At 53.5% G+C, this 18,919-nt stretch carries 12 protein-coding genes; 10 read left to right on the top strand and 2 right to left on the bottom strand.

Annotation, left to right across the window (positions count from 1 at the left end; all coding sequences use genetic code 11):
• Positions 1–317: 317 nt before the first annotated feature.
• From NFS31_RS06735 to NFS31_RS06710, 6 genes are all read left to right on the top strand, one after another.
• Positions 318–1,337 carry a Wadjet anti-phage system protein JetD domain-containing protein gene (locus NFS31_RS06735; protein WP_251492845.1) on the top strand — a complete coding sequence of 340 codons (1,020 nt, stop codon included), beginning with the start codon at positions 318–320 and terminating at the stop codon, positions 1,335–1,337.
• A complete protein-coding gene (locus NFS31_RS06730) occupies positions 1,327–2,940 on the top strand; it encodes a hypothetical protein (RefSeq protein ID WP_251492843.1) in 1,614 nt (537 codons plus the stop codon). The genes NFS31_RS06735 and NFS31_RS06730 overlap by 11 nt, the downstream gene beginning before the upstream one ends.
• Before the next feature lie 88 nt (positions 2,941–3,028).
• Entirely contained in the window at positions 3,029–3,745 is a 717-nt protein-coding gene (locus NFS31_RS06725; protein ID WP_251492841.1) for a DUF6063 family protein, read from the top strand.
• A complete protein-coding gene (locus tag NFS31_RS06720) occupies positions 3,738–8,351 on the top strand; it encodes a hypothetical protein (protein ID WP_251492839.1) in 4,614 nt (1,537 codons plus the stop codon). The genes NFS31_RS06725 and NFS31_RS06720 overlap by 8 nt, the downstream gene beginning before the upstream one ends.
• Positions 8,352–8,795: 444 nt before the next feature.
• A complete protein-coding gene (locus tag NFS31_RS06715) occupies positions 8,796–8,975 on the top strand; it encodes a hypothetical protein (RefSeq protein WP_251492837.1) in 180 nt (59 codons plus the stop codon).
• A gap of 130 nt (positions 8,976–9,105) precedes the next feature.
• Entirely contained in the window at positions 9,106–9,267 is a 162-nt protein-coding gene (locus NFS31_RS06710; protein WP_251492836.1) for a hypothetical protein, read from the top strand.
• 504 nt (positions 9,268–9,771) lie between these two features.
• Here the strand turns inward: NFS31_RS06710 and NFS31_RS06705 are convergent.
• Both NFS31_RS06705 and NFS31_RS06700 read right to left on the bottom strand, forming a co-directional pair.
• Entirely contained in the window at positions 9,772–11,703 is a 1,932-nt protein-coding gene (locus NFS31_RS06705; RefSeq protein ID WP_251492835.1) for an SUV3 family DEAD/DEAH box RNA helicase, read from the bottom strand.
• Between the two features lie 94 nt (positions 11,704–11,797).
• Positions 11,798–12,817: a LacI family DNA-binding transcriptional regulator gene (locus tag NFS31_RS06700; RefSeq protein WP_251492833.1), complete on the bottom strand. Its 1,020-nt coding sequence runs from the start codon at positions 12,815–12,817 to the stop codon at positions 11,798–11,800.
• 599 nt (positions 12,818–13,416) lie between these two features.
• On the opposite strand from NFS31_RS06700, the gene malQ reads away from it, so the two are divergent.
• The 4 genes from malQ to NFS31_RS06680 all read left to right on the top strand — a co-directional run bounded on the left by malQ (position 13,417) and on the right by NFS31_RS06680 (position 18,832).
• Positions 13,417–14,919 (top strand): 4-alpha-glucanotransferase, encoded by a 1,503-nt coding sequence (malQ, locus tag NFS31_RS06695; RefSeq protein ID WP_251492831.1) that lies wholly within the window; start codon positions 13,417–13,419, stop codon positions 14,917–14,919.
• A gap of 119 nt (positions 14,920–15,038) precedes the next feature.
• Entirely contained in the window at positions 15,039–15,419 is a 381-nt protein-coding gene (gloA2, locus tag NFS31_RS06690; protein WP_251492829.1) for an SMU1112c/YaeR family gloxylase I-like metalloprotein, read from the top strand.
• Between the two features lie 336 nt (positions 15,420–15,755).
• Positions 15,756–16,622, top strand: coding sequence for a bacteriohemerythrin (locus NFS31_RS06685; RefSeq protein WP_251492828.1), 867 nt, complete (start codon positions 15,756–15,758; stop codon positions 16,620–16,622).
• 470 nt (positions 16,623–17,092) lie between these two features.
• On the top strand, positions 17,093–18,832 hold the full coding sequence (locus NFS31_RS06680; RefSeq protein ID WP_251492826.1) for a methyl-accepting chemotaxis protein: 1,740 nt from the start codon (positions 17,093–17,095) through the stop codon (positions 18,830–18,832).
• Positions 18,833–18,919: the final 87 nt, after the last annotated feature.

Below are 18,919 nucleotides of genomic sequence, written 5' to 3'. Positions count from 1 at the left end.
TTTATACCGCATTTGCCTCACAGGCTGTTAATGGCCAATGAGTATTTGGCTGTGTATGTTGGCCTGAATATTATCGGACAATACAGAATCAGCGATGGATTAGAGGAGCCGGAGAGCCGGCTGATTCTTCCGGTTACTTATCATGAAATGGATTCAGAAGAAAGTGATTTTCTGGATAATTTGTGCAAGGCATTATATTATTTGCGTTACAGGCTCCGGAATATGGATATATTTGCGTATGCTAATATTTTGTTTTTTATCGAAAAGTATACGGACACAAGACAGCAGGACACCCCGTCTCATGAAAGGCCGCTCATATGAAACGCATCTCATTAGAAGCTCTTTTATCCCTCCACGCCGCCGCCGGCGCTCCCTACAGCGCCCAGTACCAGACCATTCTGGGGCTTCTTGAGGCCGGGGAGGCGAAGCCGGTGAAGGCGTCGGGCTTAAACGGGAAGAAGCCGGCCCTGTACCGGGAATATTGGCTGGCGGATCCGGCGGAGGATGACGGCGATCGGAGGGAGGAGCTGCTTTATAAGCTGTCGCCGCTGATCGACGTGGATTATTATCTGAAGCACCCGGCCGCATACAGGCGGGACCGGGAATATGTGCTGCTTCTCAGCGATTTTCTGCTGCATCGCCGGGAGCTTTTGAAGACGCAGGAGTCGATGAATGAGAGGAGCTTTGAGATCTGGGCGCGCGAGAAGTTTCTGTCAAGGGAGCAGGGGCCGGCGGTGCTTAAGCGGTGCGGCCTGAATCTTTCGTTTCTGAACCTGTATCCGACCACGGAGCCGCTGGCGTACTATGCCCACACGAGGGCTGTGCCGCAGAATCTTCTGATTCTGGAAAACAAGGATCCGTTTTACAGTATGCGCCGTTTTCTCCTCGAGGGCGGGAAGCGGCTTTTTGGCGTGGAGGTGGGAACCCTGATTTACGGGGGCGGCAAGGGGATTTGGCGCTCGTTTGAGGAGTTCAGCCTGCAGGCGGAGCCGTATATGAGGGAGGCCGGGAACCGGATCCTTTATTTTGGGGATCTGGACTGCGAGGGCATCGTGATCTATGAGAATCTGGCAAGGCTGTTTGAGGGCCAGTGGGAGATCCGGCCGTTTGCCCCGGCCTATGAGGCCATGCTCTCGAAGGGCAGGGCCGTTCCCGCGCTTCCGCTTATGAAGGAGGGGCAGAACCGGAAGATGAGCGGGCGCTTTTTTTCGTTTTTTTCGGAGGAAACGCGTAAGGAGGCGCAGGCGCTCCTTAGCGGCGGGCGGTATATTCCGCAGGAGATTTTAAATAGTTCGGATTTAAAGAGTCTGGAGGGGATGGCGGATCATGCAGTATGAGTTTCTGAAGCAGTTTCCGAGGCGGATGAAGAATGTGGGCCTGTTTGCGGTCCTGACGGCGCAGGGGATCCAGAAGACGACCTGGAAGCAGTACGGGTTCGCGCGGTTTGACGAGCAGATGAACCTGATTATGGCGGTTCTTTTGTATATCATGGAGCAGTCCTTAAAGGAGGAGAACTGCACCATGGACGATATCGGGGCGTATATCGATTCCCTGAATGCGCAGCATTTCGGAAAGCCGGTTTCGTATGAGGAATGCAGGAATCTGGGGGATTTTATAGTAAATGTGGTTTTGTCCAATGAGGGCAGGGCCATGTATTTTGACGGCTATGATTTTGAACGGAACGCTTATCAGATCATGCATATCCATTATGTGGCCAACCGCGTTGTGTATCTGGATCAGGAGGTGAAGCGCACTTCCTATTATCTGACGGACGACGGATATGGCCTTCTTTTGTCTACGCTGGAAATTGAGAGCAATTTAAAGCTGACCATCCATGAAATGATCTTTCAGTTACACCTGGAAAAACAGAGCTACGATAAGGCTGTGGATGACATTAAAAATGTGTTCAACCTTCTTCGGATTCAGATGCAGAAGATTCAAGAGGCCATGGGGAGGATCCGCCGCAATGCGCTCGACTATTCGGTGAAGGATTACGAGGCGATTCTTCTGGAAAATCTGGAGACGATCAGCGATACGGGGAGGAAGTTCCAGGACTACCGCGATATGGTCAAAAAGCGCGTGAAGGAGCTGGAGGAGCAGAATATCAATGTGAAGCGCTTAGACCCAGAGGATGTGGAAAAGCTCGGACACCTGCGGGTGATTGAGACGTATTTAGGCAGGGCTATTGACGAGCACCAGCGGATCCTGGGCGGCCATTTTGATTTGAAATCGCTCTATACAAGGGAACTGGAGGCGCTCTCGCAGATGTCGTTCATTAAGCGGTTCCCGCTCCGGACAGCCCTGTATGACAAGGTGCTAAAAAAGCCCTCGTCCCTGGAGGAGCTGGATTATTTTCTGCGCCCCTTGTTTGGGCGGGAGCCGGATAAGAGCTACAATCCGAACCAGGCGTTCCGCTTCCAGCGGATGAGCCGGAGGCGGGAGGCGGACGAGTACGGAGAGGAGGCGCTTGATTTTGACGAGGGCACCTGGAGAGCAGAGCAGGAACGCCGGCGGCGTGAGAAGAGGCTTAAATATGAGGGGTGCCTGGCCTGTCTTCTTGATTTTGCCATGGAAAAGGGCGGGGGCTCTTTAAAGGAGCTGGCAGAACGGCCCCTAAGCGGGGAGGAGAGGCGCAGGCTGATTCCCAGTGTGGAGATTTTTAAGGAGATCATGGTGGAGCTTATCAAAAGCCAGCGCATTGATCTGGAGGCGCTTCGCAGGGAAAAGAGCGAGTTTATCCAGGAAGCTTCGCACGAATTTCAGCTAAATGAAATGCTGTTATCCCTGACGGAAAAGAATGCGCGTTTTGAACCGCTTAAGGGGCTTGTGGTTTACCGGATGGAGGACGAGGAGTGCGCCGTGTTTGACGGGGCGCAGGATGAGGCGGGCGGGAGGAAGCGGATCCGCTGTTCCAATGTGTGGATTGAGGCGCTTCTGTAACCGGCAATATGTGGATCATGAAAGCATTCCGGGAGTCGGGCGGCATGTTCCAGTTGGAGTACATAAACAGAGAAGGGAGGGGGAGGCGATGGCATACGAGATGGAGGAGATCCGGCTGAGCCAGGAAATTTTTTACTATCTTCTGGAGCATCACGAGCTGCGGGAGGAGAAGGAGGCGGCGCTTTATAAGGCTTATGCGGAGCGGGAGGAGGTGCAGAACCTCGTCAAGTCACAGGGGGAGATTGCGCGCAGCAATATTGAGCGGTATGGGGATGTGATCTACCTGATTCCAAAGGAGGAGAATGATTTCCTCGGGTTTTCCAAGGCGCAGCTTAAGGCCGCGCTCTGCCGCTCCGGGGCGGTGGACCGCGATTATTACCTGTCCCAGTTTGTGATCCTGACGCTTTTAACGGAGTTTTTTGACGGGCAGGGCAGCAGCAGTAAGTCCAGGGAGTATATGCGCGTGGGAGAGTTGCAGAACTGTATCTCCGCACGTTTAAAAGAGGGGGCGGAGTATGAAGGCCAGGAGGAGGCCGCCCGGGCGGGGATTGATTTTGCCGCGCTGTATCAGGCGTATGAATCCCTTAAGTCCGATGAAAAGGGCTCGCGCGCCCGCACGACCAAGGAGGGCTTTCTGCACGGCATCCTGCTGTTTCTGCAAAAGCAGGGCCTGATTGAGTATGTGGAACAGGATGAGATGATTAAAACAACGAGAAAGCTGGATCATTTTATGGATTGGAATCTGCTGAACCAGAATCATGTGAAGCGCATTTTTAAGGTGCTGGGGGTGCGGGAGGATGAGTAAAATACAAGCAATTCGCCTGATTAATGTGAATTATAACCACAATTCGATCCGTATCAGCGACGAGTGCTTTGAGCTTGGCGGCGAGAGCACCCTGCTTTCGCTGCGCAACGGAGGCGGAAAGAGCGTGCTGGTGCAGATGCTTCTTGCGCCTTTTGTCCATAAGCGCTACCGCGACATGAAGGATCGCGCGTTTGCGGACTATTTCACCTCCGCAAAGCCGTCCTTTATACTGGTTGAGTGGGCGCTGGACGACGGCGCTGGATATGTGACGGCGGGCCTGATGATCCGGCGGAGCCAGGAGACAGGCGGGGAGACGGATGAGGAGCTGGAGATCACGTCCCTGATCAGCGAATACCAAGAGCCCTGCATCCAGGATCTGCGCCATCTCCCCGTGGTGGAAAAGCGGAAAAAAGAGGTTGCGCTTCTCGGCTTTGGCGCCTGCCGCCAGCTTTTTGAGAGCTATAAGCAGGATCGCGGGATGAAATTTTATTATTATGATATGAACCAGCCTGCCCAGTCCAGGCAGTATTTTGACAGGCTGTTGGAATACCGGATCCATTATAAGGAATGGGAAAATATCATTAAGCGGATCAATCTCAAGGAATCGGGGCTGTCCGAGCTGTTTCTCGACTGTAAGGATGAAAAGGGGCTTGTGGAGAAATGGTTTCTGTACGCCATTGAGAATAAGCTGAATAAGGACAAAAGCCGCGTAAAGGAGTTCCAGGAGCTTGTGGGCAAGTATGCGGGGCTTTATAAGGACAACCGCTCGAAGATCAAACGCCGCGATACGATCCGCCTGTTTGAGGAAGAGGCCCAGACCGTGCGGGCCGGGGCGCTGGCGTACCAGAAGGCCGGGGAGGAGGTTTCGTCGCAGGAGAACCGGATCGCCTGCTTTATCCGGGAAATGGAGCGCCAGAGGAAGCGTTTTGAGGACGCGGACGAAGGGCTTGAGCAGGAATTACAGGGAATCCGTGATGAGATGATGCGCGTTCAGTACGAAAAGCTGTCGCGCAGGATCCATGAGCTGGAGGATAAAAAGCGGTTCCATATGGGAAACCGGGATATGTACGGGATCGAGCGGGAGGCGCTTGAGCGGGAGGCCGCGCGTATCACGCGCAGGCTTCACCTCCTGTCGTGCGCGGGGCAGCAGGAGACGGTCGAGGAGGAGCGGCGCGAGCGCGATTTTGCGGCTTCGCGCCTGGAGCTGTGCGCCAGAAGGAACGCGGATCTGGAGCCGGAGCGGATGAGCCTGGGCCGCAGCCTGCGGCGGTATTACCGGCAGGAATGGGATCGCGCGGAGAGCCTTCTTACACAAAACCGCGATAAGAGAAAAGAGAACGCAGAGCGGACCGGATCCGAGCAGGAACGGCTTTCCCGGCTCATGGAAAAAGCCCTTGAGGCCGCGTCGGGGCAGGGGGCGCTTGAAAGCCGCGTGGAGAGCTTTGACGCGTCGGAGCGGGAATTTAACGGCCGTTACGGGGAAAGCCTGGCCCGGAACATGCTGGGCGAATACCCGCCGGGCCTTCTTGAGATCCGCCGCGGCGAGTATGAAAAGGAGCTTCAGGCGTCGGCGCGCGAACGGGCGGACTTAAAAAAGAAGCTTGATGCCTCAAGGGAGCTGGTGAGGAAGCTGGAACGCGATCTGGAAGACAGAAAGGAAGAGCAGCTCCGCCGTACAGCAGCGCTCTCCGAGCAGGAGAGGAGGAAGGCGCAGTATGAGGAGGAGCTCTCCGCGCGGCGCGTGATCATGAAGTATCTGGATCTGGAGGAAAAGCATCTGTTTGACAGAGAAGGGATTCTGAATGCGTCGGAGCGCCGGCTTTTGGAGATCGAGGCCCTGTGGCGCGGCCTGGAACGGGAGAGGGATGGGCTGGAGACAGAGCTTAAGCGCCTGATAAGCGGAGAGTGCCCGGAGCTTTCACAGGAAATGAAACAGGCATTTGCCGACGCGGGGATCCATCTGGTCTACGGGATGGAGTGGCTTAAGAAAAACGGGTACGGGGAGAGCAAAAACCGGGAGCTGATACAGAACAATCCCTTCCTCCCCTATGCCCTGATTATGACCAGGCAGGAGATTGCAGGGCTGAAAACAGGGCTGGGGGGCATGTTCACCTCCTTCCCGATCCCCATCATTGAGCGAGGGCAGCTTGAACAGCCGGGGCGGGAGGGACAGGGCCCTCTCATTCCATGCCAGAGCGTCAGCTTTTATGTGCTGTTTAACGAGGGCCTCTTGAATGAGGAGGAGGTTGAGCGCCTGACAGAGGAAAAGGAACGCCAGATCCGGAAAAAGGAGGAGGCGGCCGCCGTCCGCAAAAGGGAGCACCGGGAGTATATGGAGCGCCAGGAACGCCTGCGCGCCCAGAGCGTGACGGAGCAGGTGTGGAAAGAGACGGAAAAAGAGCTGGAAACCCTGCGGGAATCACTTGCCGGGCTCCGGGAAGCCCTCATACAGCAGCGCGCCGCGCTGACAGAGGAAAAGGCCGGGATTGGGCGCCTGGAGAACGGGATCCGCCTGTGCGGCGAGAACATCAGCCGGCAGAACAGGAGGATGGAGGACTTTGACCGTCTTTGCAGCGCCTTTGCCCGCTATGAGGAGGATAAAAAAGCGCTGGAGGCGCTCAGACAAAAGCGCAGACGTCTGGAGGAACAGCAAAAACTGTCGGGAGAGCGCCTGGAACGCTTAAAGGAAGAGGCCAGGACACTGGACTCCGAATCCCATTTGCTGAACCGGGAGAGCGAACGCTTAAAAGAGCGCCTCTGCCGCTACGAGGGCTGCGGCGGGCCGGGGGAGGAAGAGGAAAAAGGAGGGGACGACAGACGGCCTGAGGAGGAAGAGGAAAAGGGAGGAGACAGGCAGCTTAAGGAGGAAGAGGAAAAGGGAGGAGACAGGCAGCTTAAGGAGGAAGAGGAAAAGGGAGGAGACAGGCGGCTTAAGGAGGAAGAGGGAGGCGAAGGTGAAAACGGCGTACAGACAGAGGCGGCCGGGCATAAAGACGCCGACGCATCCCCCAAAGCGGATTCAGAAGAGCGGATTCATGAAATGGAGGCGCGGTTTGAGGCAATCACAGCCGGCTTTTCCATGGAACAAAGGGAGCTGGAGCGGCAGAGTAAAAAGAGTCTGGAGCGTTTTTTAAAGGCAGAAAAAGCCTTACAGCGCCTGCAGGAGAAATACAGCCTTCCCGACGGCGCGTGGGAGGCGATCCGCTACAGCCGTGAGGAGGAGAGCCATCAGGAAGCGCTCCTTAAAGAGCGCGAAAAGACAATCCGCGAAAAGGAAGCGCTGTGGGGACAGGAGGATAAGCATACGGCGGTCGCGGCAAATGAGATAAAGGATGTGCAGAGCCGGATGGAGCGGGAATGCGGCCAGTCCGCCGCCCTTCCCAGAGAGGAGATACAAAGCCAGGACTTTGACGCCCGGATACAGAAGCTCTCGTATCTGGAGCGGGAGAAGGAAACAGAGCGGGCGGCGCTTTCAGAGCGCCTTACATGCTTTGGCGAGATCCTGACCGCCCTGGCCGAATACGACGCGCTCCCCGCGCGGGAGGAAATAAGCTGGGACACAGACATCGCAGAGCTGTCCGCAAAAGGCTTAAGGGATTTTAAAGGAATCCTGATCCGCGATTACCATCATCTCCTCAAAGCGCTCCAGGAGGGCAGGGAGCGCCTGACCGCGGCCTTAAACCGGATGATCCGCAGAGACGAGTTCCAGGACGATTTTTACCGGAAGCCCCTGGAATCCATGCTGGAGCTGACAGGCGAGGTTTCCCTGGCGCTGGAACAGCTTGACACCACGATCGCATCCTATGACAGCCTGATTGAAAAGCTGGAGGTGGACATTTCCATCGTGGAAAAGGAGCGGGACCGTCTGGTAGATATTCTGGAGGAATACGTCCATGAGGTCCATCGGCATATGGGCCGGATTGACAAAAATTCAACGATCACGGTCCGCAGCCGCCCTGTAAAAATGCTCAGGCTGCAGATCCCGGCGTGGGAGGACAACGCCGAACTCTACCACATGAGGATGCAGGATCTTCTGGACGAGGTAACTCACAGGGGCGTAGCCCTGTTTGAAAAGGGAGAAAATGCCCAGGAATATTTCGGAACCCGCATCACAACCAGGAATCTGTACGACACAGCGATCGGGCTCGGAAACGTGCAGATCCATTTATTCAAAATCGAGGAGCACCGCGAATATCCCATCACCTGGGCCGAGGTTTCCAGAAACTCCGGGGGAGAAGGCTTCCTGTCCGCGTTCGTGATCCTGTCAAGCCTCCTTGACTACATGCGCAAGGATGAAAGCGATATATTTGCAGAGAAAAACGAGGGAAAAGTTCTGGTGATGGACAACCCGTTTGCCCAGACAAACGCCTCCCATCTGCTGATACCGCTGATGGATATGGCCAGAAAGACGAATACGCAGCTTTTGTGTTTAACCGGGCTGGGAGGGGAGTCGATCTATAACCGGTTTGACAATATATATGTGATTCATTTGATCGCGGCGGGACTACGCAATGGGATGCAGTACCTGCGCGCAAAGCGTCTGAGCGGGGGCGGCGGGGAGGAGATGGTGAGCGCGAGGATTGAGGTGGAGGAAGCGCTTTTTTAGGGCGTGGCTGAAAAATCAATCATGCCATCTGTACAGCTCATTTGGCGCGCTGGCATGTTAGGACTATCGCGGGGAGGCCGCCGTCGACAGCTCCTGTATCCAACAGAAACCCCGCTTCCGCTCGGAGAAAAGCGTAGCGGACGCTAAGCTCGAAAAGACCTCGCTAAGCGCCGGCGGTTTTCTACGGGTTCCTTATGGATACAGGAGCTGGCGACAGCTACGTTATCAGCGGGCCTGGAACCTGGCCTCATCCTGCCAAAAGCCTTGTTAATACGTTTGTTTGATATCATAGAGATGTATGATTTTGAGCATAGTATGAAGGAAGACCGTTATGTTGCAATTGGTATGGTTGGCAATTTGCTGTTCGTTGTATTTACCGAGCGTAAGAAAATATCCGGTTAATCTCTGCAAGATTGGCAACGGAAAGTGAACGGAGGTTTTACTATGACCAAAATTTTTACAATTAAAAATGGTCAGACTCCTACGCAGGAGCAGTTGGAGGAAGTCAGGGCGGCGGCAAAGCGGGAAATTCAATTTGATGAAGATTCTCCTGAGCTGTCTCCTGCAATGCTCAAGGCATTTAGATGCTCCATAGCTCAACGCAACAGAAAGAAGAACGCATAGTTTCATCCTGCTCTCAATTGAGCCGAATCGATAAAAACAGACAATCTATCAGCCATTCGTTTCCTATTATGAACTCCTGTATATACGGAGACACTATTCGGGAAGGAACGCGAAAGGAGGAAGCGACTGGATGAGAAAAGCAAAAGATCAGGAAGAGATTAAAACGATACCTCACGGCTGCTATGAATGCGGCGCAGGACAGAAGTTAAAAAAGGATACGGATAAAGAGCGCATGCGCCATCTGGCCATGGATCTTCAGGGTAACGGATATCCTGATTATGGGAGAGAGTAGGCGTATAATCTAATCCCCAATGAAACGTAGGGCCAAGTCATATCGTAAATTTTACAGCCCTCATATGTTTGCCACAGCCCTCTATGCCTACAATTGGTAACATTTAGTACGACTATAGCCATAACATCATATGGCCCGCCAGTCACGTAGCCAGGAACAGGCCATATATCCATAAGGAACCCATTGAAAACCGCCGGCACTTAGCGAGGTCTTTTCGAGCTTAGTGTCCGCTGCGCTTTTCACTGAGCGAGAGCGCGGTTCCGTTGGATATATGGCCTGTTCCTGGCGGCCTATTTACGAATAATCACACTAACAATAGAAACGAATGCTTTTCAAGCCATTTTGGCCGTTTTGCCATCAATTTATATAGCCGATATCATGGCAAAATATCTCGTTTCAGATTTAAATTAACCATATATTTAAAATTATATTTTGCATATAATAAATACAAAACAATATTTAATATTAGCTTACATTAAATAAAGTTTCCAATAATCCCCTGTTTCAACGCCCCCTGCAACGCTCACAAATCCGATACCCATACCCCACCGGAAGCATCCGCCCGCAATACTGACACCTTGAAATATAACTCTTTTTCCCTTTTGACAAAAGCTGCATAATCGCCGCCTCCGTCTTTTCCCGCTCCTTATGAAGCCACGCCTCATCAATGATTTTCCCAAACCGATGGGAGAACTGATAATACAGATCCAGCTTTTTATAATACGTCTCAAACTTCTGTATCCCCTTTTTGCTGCCGGAATTGCGATCCGGGTGGCACAGGGAGGGGGAGGCGGGATAGTTTTTGCAGTAGTCAAGCCACTGGGACACCACCTGCCAGTCCTTGACGTCTATCGGGCAGGTAATCATGCGGTACAGTATCCTCTTGTCCTCAAACCCGTAGATGTCCTCCTTATGGCGTTCTGCCTGGGCATAGAGGGCCAGCGGCTCTTCGATGTTGATTTTTTCAAATGGCGGCGACGGCTCAACAGATTTCCAGACCTGTAAAAGCACGTCCAGCGGTTCCTCGAGGTTTAAGAGGATCTGAGGGAAGCCGAGGCTGACGATGCGGATCGGGGCTTCCGGGGCGTTAAAACGCTCTTTGATATAGGCCAGGGAATCGGCTCCCATGGCGGTGACGTAGCCGGTGTTAAAGATGCCGTAGCGGCCGGCGCGCCCGGAGATCTGCCGGATCTCCGGCACGGACAGGCCCCTCTGGCAGTTGCCGTCGAATTTTTCGGTCTGGATGAACACAATGCGGCGGACAGGGAGATTTAAGCCCATGCCGATCGCATCCGTGGCCACCACCACATTTGTCTTGCGGCTGGTGAAGAGGCGCATCTGCCGGCGGCGTATCTCCGGCGGGAGGCTTCCGTAGATGACGCTGGCGCGGATTCCGTGTTCCTCGAGGCGTCCGGCTATATCCAGGACGGCTTTTTTGGAAAATACCACCAGGGCGTCGCCGGGGCGCACATCGTCCGGAAAGGAAAAGGGCTGATCCTCACACAGGAGCTCTGTTTTGCGCTCGTAACGGCGGATCTCAGAGGAATCCCCGCACAGGCTGATTAAATGACGGACGACCGGCTCGGCGGCGGGACTCATGCAGACATGGATTTCCCGCGCTTTTATGCCCAGAAGGGCCCTGGTCCAACAGTGGCCCCGGTCCGGATCCGCGGCCATCTGGGCTTCGTCGATGACCGCAATATCGTAGTCCGCCGTAAAATCCGCCATTTCGATGGTAGAGGCAGTCACCCGGCTGTGTTCGGAGGCGATGCATTCCTGCCCGGTCAGCATGGTGCAGGGGACATGAAATTCCAGCATCCGCTCATACACCTCTAAGGCCAGGAGCCGCAGGGGCCCTAAGTAGACGCCGCAGGAGGCTTCTTTCAGCCGTTCAAGGGCGTGGAAGGTTTTCCCGCTGTTTGTGGGGCCCACATGAAGGATGAAGCGGCGGTTCATGGCCATGGTCTCCGGGAATTCCATCTCCGGGCGGGAGGGGACGAGATCCATGATCTTATACTGGATTACATAATGCCTGTACGCCTGATACAGTTCGATTAACGGCCTGGAGCAGATTTCGCCGGACTGCTCGGTTTTCATATAATCCAGGAAATCGCGGCTGAGATGCTCTCTCTGTCCGGGCAGAAACAGAGCCAGGTCAAGGCGCGCGAGCTCCGGAAGGATCTGTCCGCAGATCTGCCCGATGACTGCCGCGTCCTGGGAGCGGAAGGCGAAATAGGACAGATTTTTTACCTGGCGGTGGTAGTCCTCGAGATGCCGGGTGGTCATCTGATGCTCCTTTGAGCGCTTTAGGGCTGTATAAAGCCTGGAAAGCCGGTTTTTGTAATCGCCGGGGCGCCGGGCATTTTTCCTGCGCTTTTTGCTCTCGCTCCGGTATTCGTCTGCGTACGCTTCAATCAGTTCCTCTAACCATAACATAACGTATAAAACTCCTTTTAAAAAGATTTCAGGCTGTCTGGCAACTGCCGGCCTGCATATGGCTTGGCTTCTGTGGCAGCCCTCATATCTGCCTCTATAGTTTTTTGCAGCTCTCCCGCACAATGAGCGAGTGGGGGACGATAATTTTGGTGGCCAGCAGATTCGGGTTTTCTATGTGATTAATGAGCTGGGAGGCGGCCTCTATGCCCAACTGCAGGGAATTTATGTCAATGGAAGTAAGCTGCGGGGAGGTGATGCGGGCAAAAAGGGAGTTATTAAAGGATACAATGGACAGATCATCCGGTATGGAGAGCCCTCTCCTGGCGCACGCCTGTTCCAGGGCGACGGCCAGAATATCGTCGCTGGCGACCACGGCGGTGGGAGGCTCGTCCTGCCCGAGCAAAGCCTGGAAAGCCTGCGCGCTTTCTCTGGAGGGACCGGCGATTTCCATGCAGTAGGCAGGATTCTGCCTGATACCATGCCTGCTTAAAGCCAGACGGTAGCCTGCCCTGCGTTCGGCGGAAAAATACATATTCGATCCGCTCCCCACAAAAGCAATCCGGCGGTGTCCGAGTGAAAAGAGATATTCCGTAGCCTCCTGTCCGGCCAGGAGGTTGTCATTGTCAATATAAATGGTCTGGTTTACAAACTGTCTGGCCTTTCCGATCAGGACATAGAGGAGTCCCTCATTATAGAGATAATCAATCACGGCGTCGTCCTGCCTGGAGTAGAGGACGATAAAGCCGCCCATGCGTTCATCCTTTGATAGGGTGCGGATAGCCCCCAAAAGTTCCTCGTCGTCCTGTCCCGTGACAACGACGCTGGTGTAGCCGCGCCCGTTGCAGAACTGGCTCACGCCCCGGACAGCCTCCAGATAGAAGGAATTTTCATAGACATCCCTGGACGAGGGGGGAAGGATAATGCTGATAAGCTGCGGCGTCTGCCCGGCCGGGGCGGCGGGGTGGACGTTAGGCTCATAGCCCAGTTGGGCCATGGCCTGGCGCACTTTTTCTTTGGTTTCTCTGCTGATAGAAGGGTGATCCTTGCAGGTTCTGGAGACCGTGGAAGGGGATACGCCGGCCAGCGCGGCGACATCCCGGATTGTAACCGCCATAAATTGCACTCCTTTTTCCGAAAATTGCTGAAAATGTTGTGGTTGGCTATTATTATAAGTAATAACCGGGAAAATGTCAATTTGCGGGTGTTTCTTATGGTAAACTGCGGCCTATGTTAAAGGGAAATGTGGGAAGGCTGCCGGAATCCGTCTCCTGCCGGAGCAGATATCGGACAGATTTTTGCACAGGAGGAGATTATTCCCGCGAGCAACGAGCCAAGCGGGCATGCCTGCATGCACATTTGGCGGCTGCCGCGAGTGTCAAATACCCCGCTGCTCTGCAGCGCTGCAAGTTTGACGCCCCGTTGCTTGCAGCGGGGGTGTTGACTCAATACGGATACGGGTCTTATTAGAAAAGGAAAGGATACGTATTTATGGAAATAGTGGAATACTTGCACAAAGCAGCAGTGAAAATTTTATGCAATGTGTAGAAAATACAGAGGACAGGCAAAATGGTGTTGTATTTTATTTGTGGAGGATGTATAGTTGTGTTGCGTAAAAATAACGCAACAGAATGCAAATAAAGATTGAGCGCGCATTGTGTTGCATAAACATAGATTGCTTTGGCATTATGATTGAGATAAGAGGAGGAATGAGACATGAAACGGGCTGCGGGTATTTTGCTTCCCATTACCAGCCTGCCGTCGAGGTATGGCATCGGCTGTTTTTCGCAGAGTGCGTATGATTTTATTGACTGGCTAAAGGAGGCGGGGCAGACCTACTGGCAGATCCTGCCGCTTGGCCCGACCAGCTACGGCGATTCCCCGTACCAGTCGTTTTCCACCTTTGCCGGGAATCCCTATTTTATCAGCCTGGAGGCGCTGGTTTCAGAGGGAGTCCTGACAGAAGAGGAATGCGGGGGCGCGGATTTCGGGAGCAGGGCAGATGATATAGATTATGAGACGCTTTACAGGAAGCGCTACCCCCTGCTCCGCGTGGCCTATGAGCGCAGCCGGGTTACGGAGAATCCGTCGTATCTGCGTTTTGCAGAGGAAAATGACTGGTGGCTTTCAGATTATGCCCTGTTCATGGCGGTCAAGGAGCGCTTCGGCGGCGTCTGCTGGACAGAGTGGGCGGAGGATATCCGCCTGCGCTGGGGCTTTGCGCTGGACTATTACCGGAAGGAATTGTACTTTGATATCGAATTCCAAAAATATATGCAGTTCAAATTTTTTGAACAATGGTATGCGTTAAAGGCATATGCCAATGGGAAAGGGATTCAGTTGATCGGCGACATTCCCATTTATGTGGCAATGGACAGCGCGGACGCCTGGGCGCATCCGGAGCTGTTTCAGCTTGATGAACATAATATGCCCTGCGCCGTGGCGGGCTGCCCGCCGGACGGCTTTTCCGCGGACGGCCAGCTCTGGGGAAATCCCCTGTACCGCTGGGATTACCACCGCGCGACCGGTTATGCGTGGTGGATTTCGCGGCTGGAATACTGCTTTAAGCTGTACGATGTGGTGCGGATCGATCATTTCCGCGGCTTTGACGAATATTATTCCATCCCCTGCGGCGCGGAATCGGCAAAGGAGGGGCATTGGGAGCCGGGGCCCGGGATGGAGCTGTTTCGCGCCGTGGAGCAGCGGCTGGGCTGGCATGAGGTGATCGCAGAGGATCTCGGCTATGTGACGGATTCGGTCCGCCGCCTGGTAAGGGAAAGCGGATTCCCGGGAATGAAGGTCCTGGAGTTTGCCTTTGACGCCAGGGATTCGGGATCGGCCAATGACTATATGCCGCATAATTATACGGAAAACTGCGTGGCCTACACCGGGACGCATGACAATGAGACAATCGCCGGGTGGTTTACATCCATCACAGAGGAGGAGCGGCAGATGGCCCGGGATTACCTGTGCGACCATTTTACGCCGGAAAAGCTGCTCTATAAATCCTTTGTCGCCCTGGCGATGCGCAGCAATGCGAAGACGTGCATCATCCCGCTGCAGGATTACCTGGGGTATGATAATGCATGCCGTATCAATAAGCCGTCCACGGTGGGGATCAACTGGAGGTGGAGGCTTACGCAGAGCGAGCTTTCGGAGGAACTGAAGGAGGAGATACTGGCTGTCACAAAGCGGTATGGGAGGATGAACTGGGAGTAAGCGTCCGTCCGGATCTGATGGATGCTGTATGCAGGCATGGGCTCAGATGATCTGAACAGACGCAGATATGGGTGACCGTTCAGGATTGTCTGAACGGCTGCAAATATGGAGGGATATTCATGAATTTCAATAAAATACATCACATTGCGATTATAGGAAGCAGCTATGAAAAGACAAAGCATTTTTATGTGGATCTTCTGGGCTTTGAGGTGGTAAGGGAGAATTACAGGGAGGAACGGGATGATTATAAGATCGATCTGAAATGCGGGGAGCAGGAGATTGAGCTGTTCATCATCAAGGGCTGCCCGCCCAGGGCTTCCTATCCGGAGGCCCAGGGGCTGCGCCACCTTGCCTTTTATGTGGAGGATGTCGGGGAGGCTGCCGCGCAGCTCGCAGAAAAGGGAATCGCCTGCGAGCCGGTGAGGGTGGATGAATTTACCGGGAAACGGATGACCTTCTTTCACGATCCGGACGGGCTTCCCATTGAGATACATGAATAATGGAAACTATGCAGTTCCTCAGCGGTAACAAGTGAATTTCTTTCGGGCAGGCCGGACGTCTTCGGCCTGCCCGATTATTATGTCAGGCGGCTGTGCCTGTTCACGCATGTCTTTTTCCGGAATATATTATGAATAGACAAAAGACAAAGCGATTTTTATTCCCGCGGGCAACGAGCCAAGCGGGCATGCTTGCATGCGCATTTGGCGACTGCCGCGAGGGTCAAATACCCGCTGCTCTGCAGCGCTGCAAGTTTGACGCCCCGTTGCTTGCAGTGGGGTTGTTGACTAAGTCTCCTACAGGAAACAGAAAATAAAACGGGAAGGGGTATGCAGGCCATGAAGAAATTGCTGTGGAATGAGACGCTGAATATAGGCGTCGAGGTAGTGGACCGGGCGCATGCCCGGCTGTTTCATATGGTGGAAAGGCTGATGGATCTTGTCGAATATAAGCCGAACTGCCGGACTGCGTGTGAGGAAAGTATTGAATTTTTAGAAGATTACACGATGACACATTTTTCGGAGGAAGAAGCGTACATGCGTTCCGTAGGATATGAGGGATACGCAAAGCATAAAAGAATACACGATCAATTCAGGGACATCACACTGGTTTCTCTGAAAAAGGAACTGGAGACATCAGAATACGCGAAGCAGGCGGTACATCGCTATCTGGGCGTTCTGCTCGGGTGGCTGACCGGCCATATCATGACAGAGGATCAGGCGATTACAGGGAATGTAGTTACCAGGAAGGTTTATGAGGAGCTGCCGGATACAGAGGTGGTATCCCGTGCGGTGAACCATGCGATGCGGGATGTGTTCCATTTAGATGCAGAGCTTGTCAACGCGGAATATAAGGGGAAGAGCATCCGGAACGGATATTATTACCGTCTGTGCTATGACATTGTTCATGGAGGGAAGATACAGCTTCTCCTGGGAGTTGAAGAGCACCTGGCGCGCCATAACGTCGGCCTGATGCTGGGGCTGTCCGCCCTGAAGCAGACTGAGATGGTCAGGCACGCTTCCGTGCAGATTCTGGAACAGTTTTTCCATCACCTGGGAAAGATGTTTAAATCCGATGCCGAATACCGGATTTCCGGTGAGGAGCTGCTGACCAGAGACGAGTTCCGCAGGGATTTTATGACCCGCTATCCCTGCAGCCTGCTGTTTGAGACAAGGCTCGGGCATTTTATTTTCTGCGCCCGGTGATGAAAGAGACGAAACGATTTAAATAAAATGACGGGCATGGGAAGCGGCTGGCGTATGCTGTCGGACGCTTCTCCTGTGCACGCCTTTCTCCTTATATATGACAAATTGAGCGCTGACTGGGGCAATACGCCCATACTCCGGCCAGCCGGAAAAATTTCTGACAAGTCAGAAATTTATGACAAAAGTGACTGTGCGCCATGGACTTTTTGAATATTATGGCTTATAATGAAACCAGCATCTATTCTACACCTGTTTTTGTCGAAAAATGATTAAGGGTAATATGATGTACTCTCGGAATCTCTCTGCGTCTGCTTTTGCGGCTGATTTTCCGCCAGATGCACCCAAATTTAATCAACGTACGCTCCACGTACGCCTCATAAATTTGTGCACATCTGACAAAAAATCATCTCACAAAATCAGGCACAGCGAGATTCCGAGAGTACATTATGTAATAAGGGGGAAACTTTTTTATGAAGCTGAAACTGCGTGGGAAATTGATTTTAAGTATAGGTATGCTTACCTTTGCAGCCGTATTTTTGCTGTCCTTTTTGTCGTATCTGTCTCTGAAGAGCGCATACGGCAAAACGATTGAAGCCGAGAAGGAAAAACTGGATCAGATCATCCGGAGCCAGGTAGAGTGCATGATCGGGGTGCTGCAGGCGGAATATGACAAGTATCAGAGCGGACTGGTAACAGAGGAAGAGGCTTTGGAAAATGCCAAGTATATTGTGCGTACTGCCAGATATAACAACGGCGCCGGCTATTTTTGGGCGGACATGGCGGACGGGACAAATGCGGTGCATATTAAGCCCGAGGTGGAAGGAACCAACCGCTATAATTCGCAGGATGAAAAGGGAAATTATTTTGTGCGGGATACCATTGCCGCCGGTGATAAGCCGGGCGGCGGCTTCATTGATTTTTATTTCGCAAAGCCCGGGGAATCCGAGGCCAAAGCGAAACGGGGCTTTATCCAGAAGTTTGAGCCTTATGGCTGGTATATCGGAACAGGAAATTATGAGGAAGATATGCTGCCTATCATCGAGGATGAGCTGAACGCCTGCAACCGATCCAGCAACCTGGCGATACTCCTTATGAGCGTTGCCGGCCTGGCCGTGTTTGTCTTTGGCATTGTGATCATTTCAGCGATAGCCAAAAAAATGTCGGATCCTATTGAGCAGGCATCTGAGCGTCTGACCAAGCTCAGCCTGGGCGATCTGAAAGCGGATGTGGAGATATTCGAGGCAGAGGATGAGATCGGCGATCTGACGCGGGCGCTGTCAAAGACGGTGCAGACGTGGCGCAATTACATCGGGGATATATCGTCATGCCTGGCAGAGCTTGACAAGGGCAATCTCAGCCTGGAGATGAATATGGAGTATGCGGGTGATTTTGCCCCCATCAAGGAGTCCTTCCAGCGCACGATCCATACGCTGAATAATACGTTCCGGAATCTGAACATGAGCGCCGAGCAGGTGGCGAGCGGTTCCGAGCAGGTGGCGAGCGGCGCTCAGGCCCTCTCCCAGGGAACCATGGAACAGGCTTCGTCCGTGGAGGAGCTGGCGGCTACCATCAGTGAGATTCACAGCCATGTGGCGAGCAATGCGGAAAATGCAAAGCTGGCCAGCGAGCAGGCTTTGACGACCGTATCAGAGCTGGAGCTTGGCAAAAAGCAGATGGAGCAGATGACTTCCGCCATGGATCAGATTAACAATTCGTCTTCTGAAATCAGTAAGATTATCAAGACGATCGAGGATATTGCCTTCCAGACCAATATTCTGGCCCTCAACGCGGCGGTCGAGGCGGCCCGCGCCGGTTCGGCGGGAAAGGGCTTTGCCGTGGTGGCGGATGAGGTCCGCAATTTAGCCAGCAAGTCCGCGGAAGCCTCCAAGAATACGGCGGCGCTCATTGAGGCGACGGTTCATTCCGTACAGGAAGGGGCCGGCATAGCAAACGAGACGGCGGCGTCCATGGAGCGCATCGTCCTTTCCTCCGAGGAATCGGCCAAACTGGTGCATAAGATTTCCAAAGCCTCGCAGGAACAGGCGGCGTCTTTAGAGCAGGTGACGCAGGGAATCGATCAGATTTCCAGCGTGGTTCAGACCAATTCCGCCACTTCGGAGGAGAGCGCGGCTGCCAGCGAGGAGATGTCAGGGCAGGCTCAGATGCTGAAGAACCTGGTGAAGCAGTTTAAGATTAGAGAAGCGATGTAATATAATTTGTGAAAGCAGGCTGTACATAGAAATTGCTTAAAAAGAAACGCCCCCGGCGCCGGTTTGGAGACTGGATCCGGGGGCGTC

Source organism: Otoolea muris, from assembly GCF_943193115.1.
GTDB classification, from domain to species: Bacteria; Bacillota; Clostridia; order Lachnospirales; family Lachnospiraceae; genus Otoolea; species Otoolea muris.
Note: the sequence above shows the minus strand (reverse complement) of the source record. Positions and strands in the feature narration are given on the sequence as shown.

Bases quoted from the DNA above. Each gene is read 5' to 3' on its own strand.
- NFS31_RS06735 (WP_251492845.1), top strand. From the start codon at position 318: ATGAAACGCATCTCATTAGAAGCTCTTTTATCCCTCCACGCCGCCGCC.
- NFS31_RS06730 (WP_251492843.1), top strand. From the start codon at position 1,327: ATGCAGTATGAGTTTCTGAAGCAGTTTCCGAGGCGGATGAAGAATGTG.
- NFS31_RS06725 (WP_251492841.1), top strand. From the start codon at position 3,029: ATGGCATACGAGATGGAGGAGATCCGGCTGAGCCAGGAAATTTTTTAC.
- NFS31_RS06720 (WP_251492839.1), top strand. From the start codon at position 3,738: ATGAGTAAAATACAAGCAATTCGCCTGATTAATGTGAATTATAACCAC.
- NFS31_RS06715 (WP_251492837.1), top strand. From the start codon at position 8,796: ATGACCAAAATTTTTACAATTAAAAATGGTCAGACTCCTACGCAGGAG.
- NFS31_RS06710 (WP_251492836.1), top strand. From the start codon at position 9,106: ATGAGAAAAGCAAAAGATCAGGAAGAGATTAAAACGATACCTCACGGC.
- NFS31_RS06705 (WP_251492835.1), bottom strand. From the start codon at position 11,703: ATGTTATGGTTAGAGGAACTGATTGAAGCGTACGCAGACGAATACCGG.
- NFS31_RS06700 (WP_251492833.1), bottom strand. From the start codon at position 12,817: ATGGCGGTTACAATCCGGGATGTCGCCGCGCTGGCCGGCGTATCCCCT.
- malQ (WP_251492831.1), top strand. From the start codon at position 13,417: ATGAAACGGGCTGCGGGTATTTTGCTTCCCATTACCAGCCTGCCGTCG.
- gloA2 (WP_251492829.1), top strand. From the start codon at position 15,039: ATGAATTTCAATAAAATACATCACATTGCGATTATAGGAAGCAGCTAT.
- NFS31_RS06685 (WP_251492828.1), top strand. From the start codon at position 15,756: ATGAAGAAATTGCTGTGGAATGAGACGCTGAATATAGGCGTCGAGGTA.
- NFS31_RS06680 (WP_251492826.1), top strand. From the start codon at position 17,093: ATGAAGCTGAAACTGCGTGGGAAATTGATTTTAAGTATAGGTATGCTT.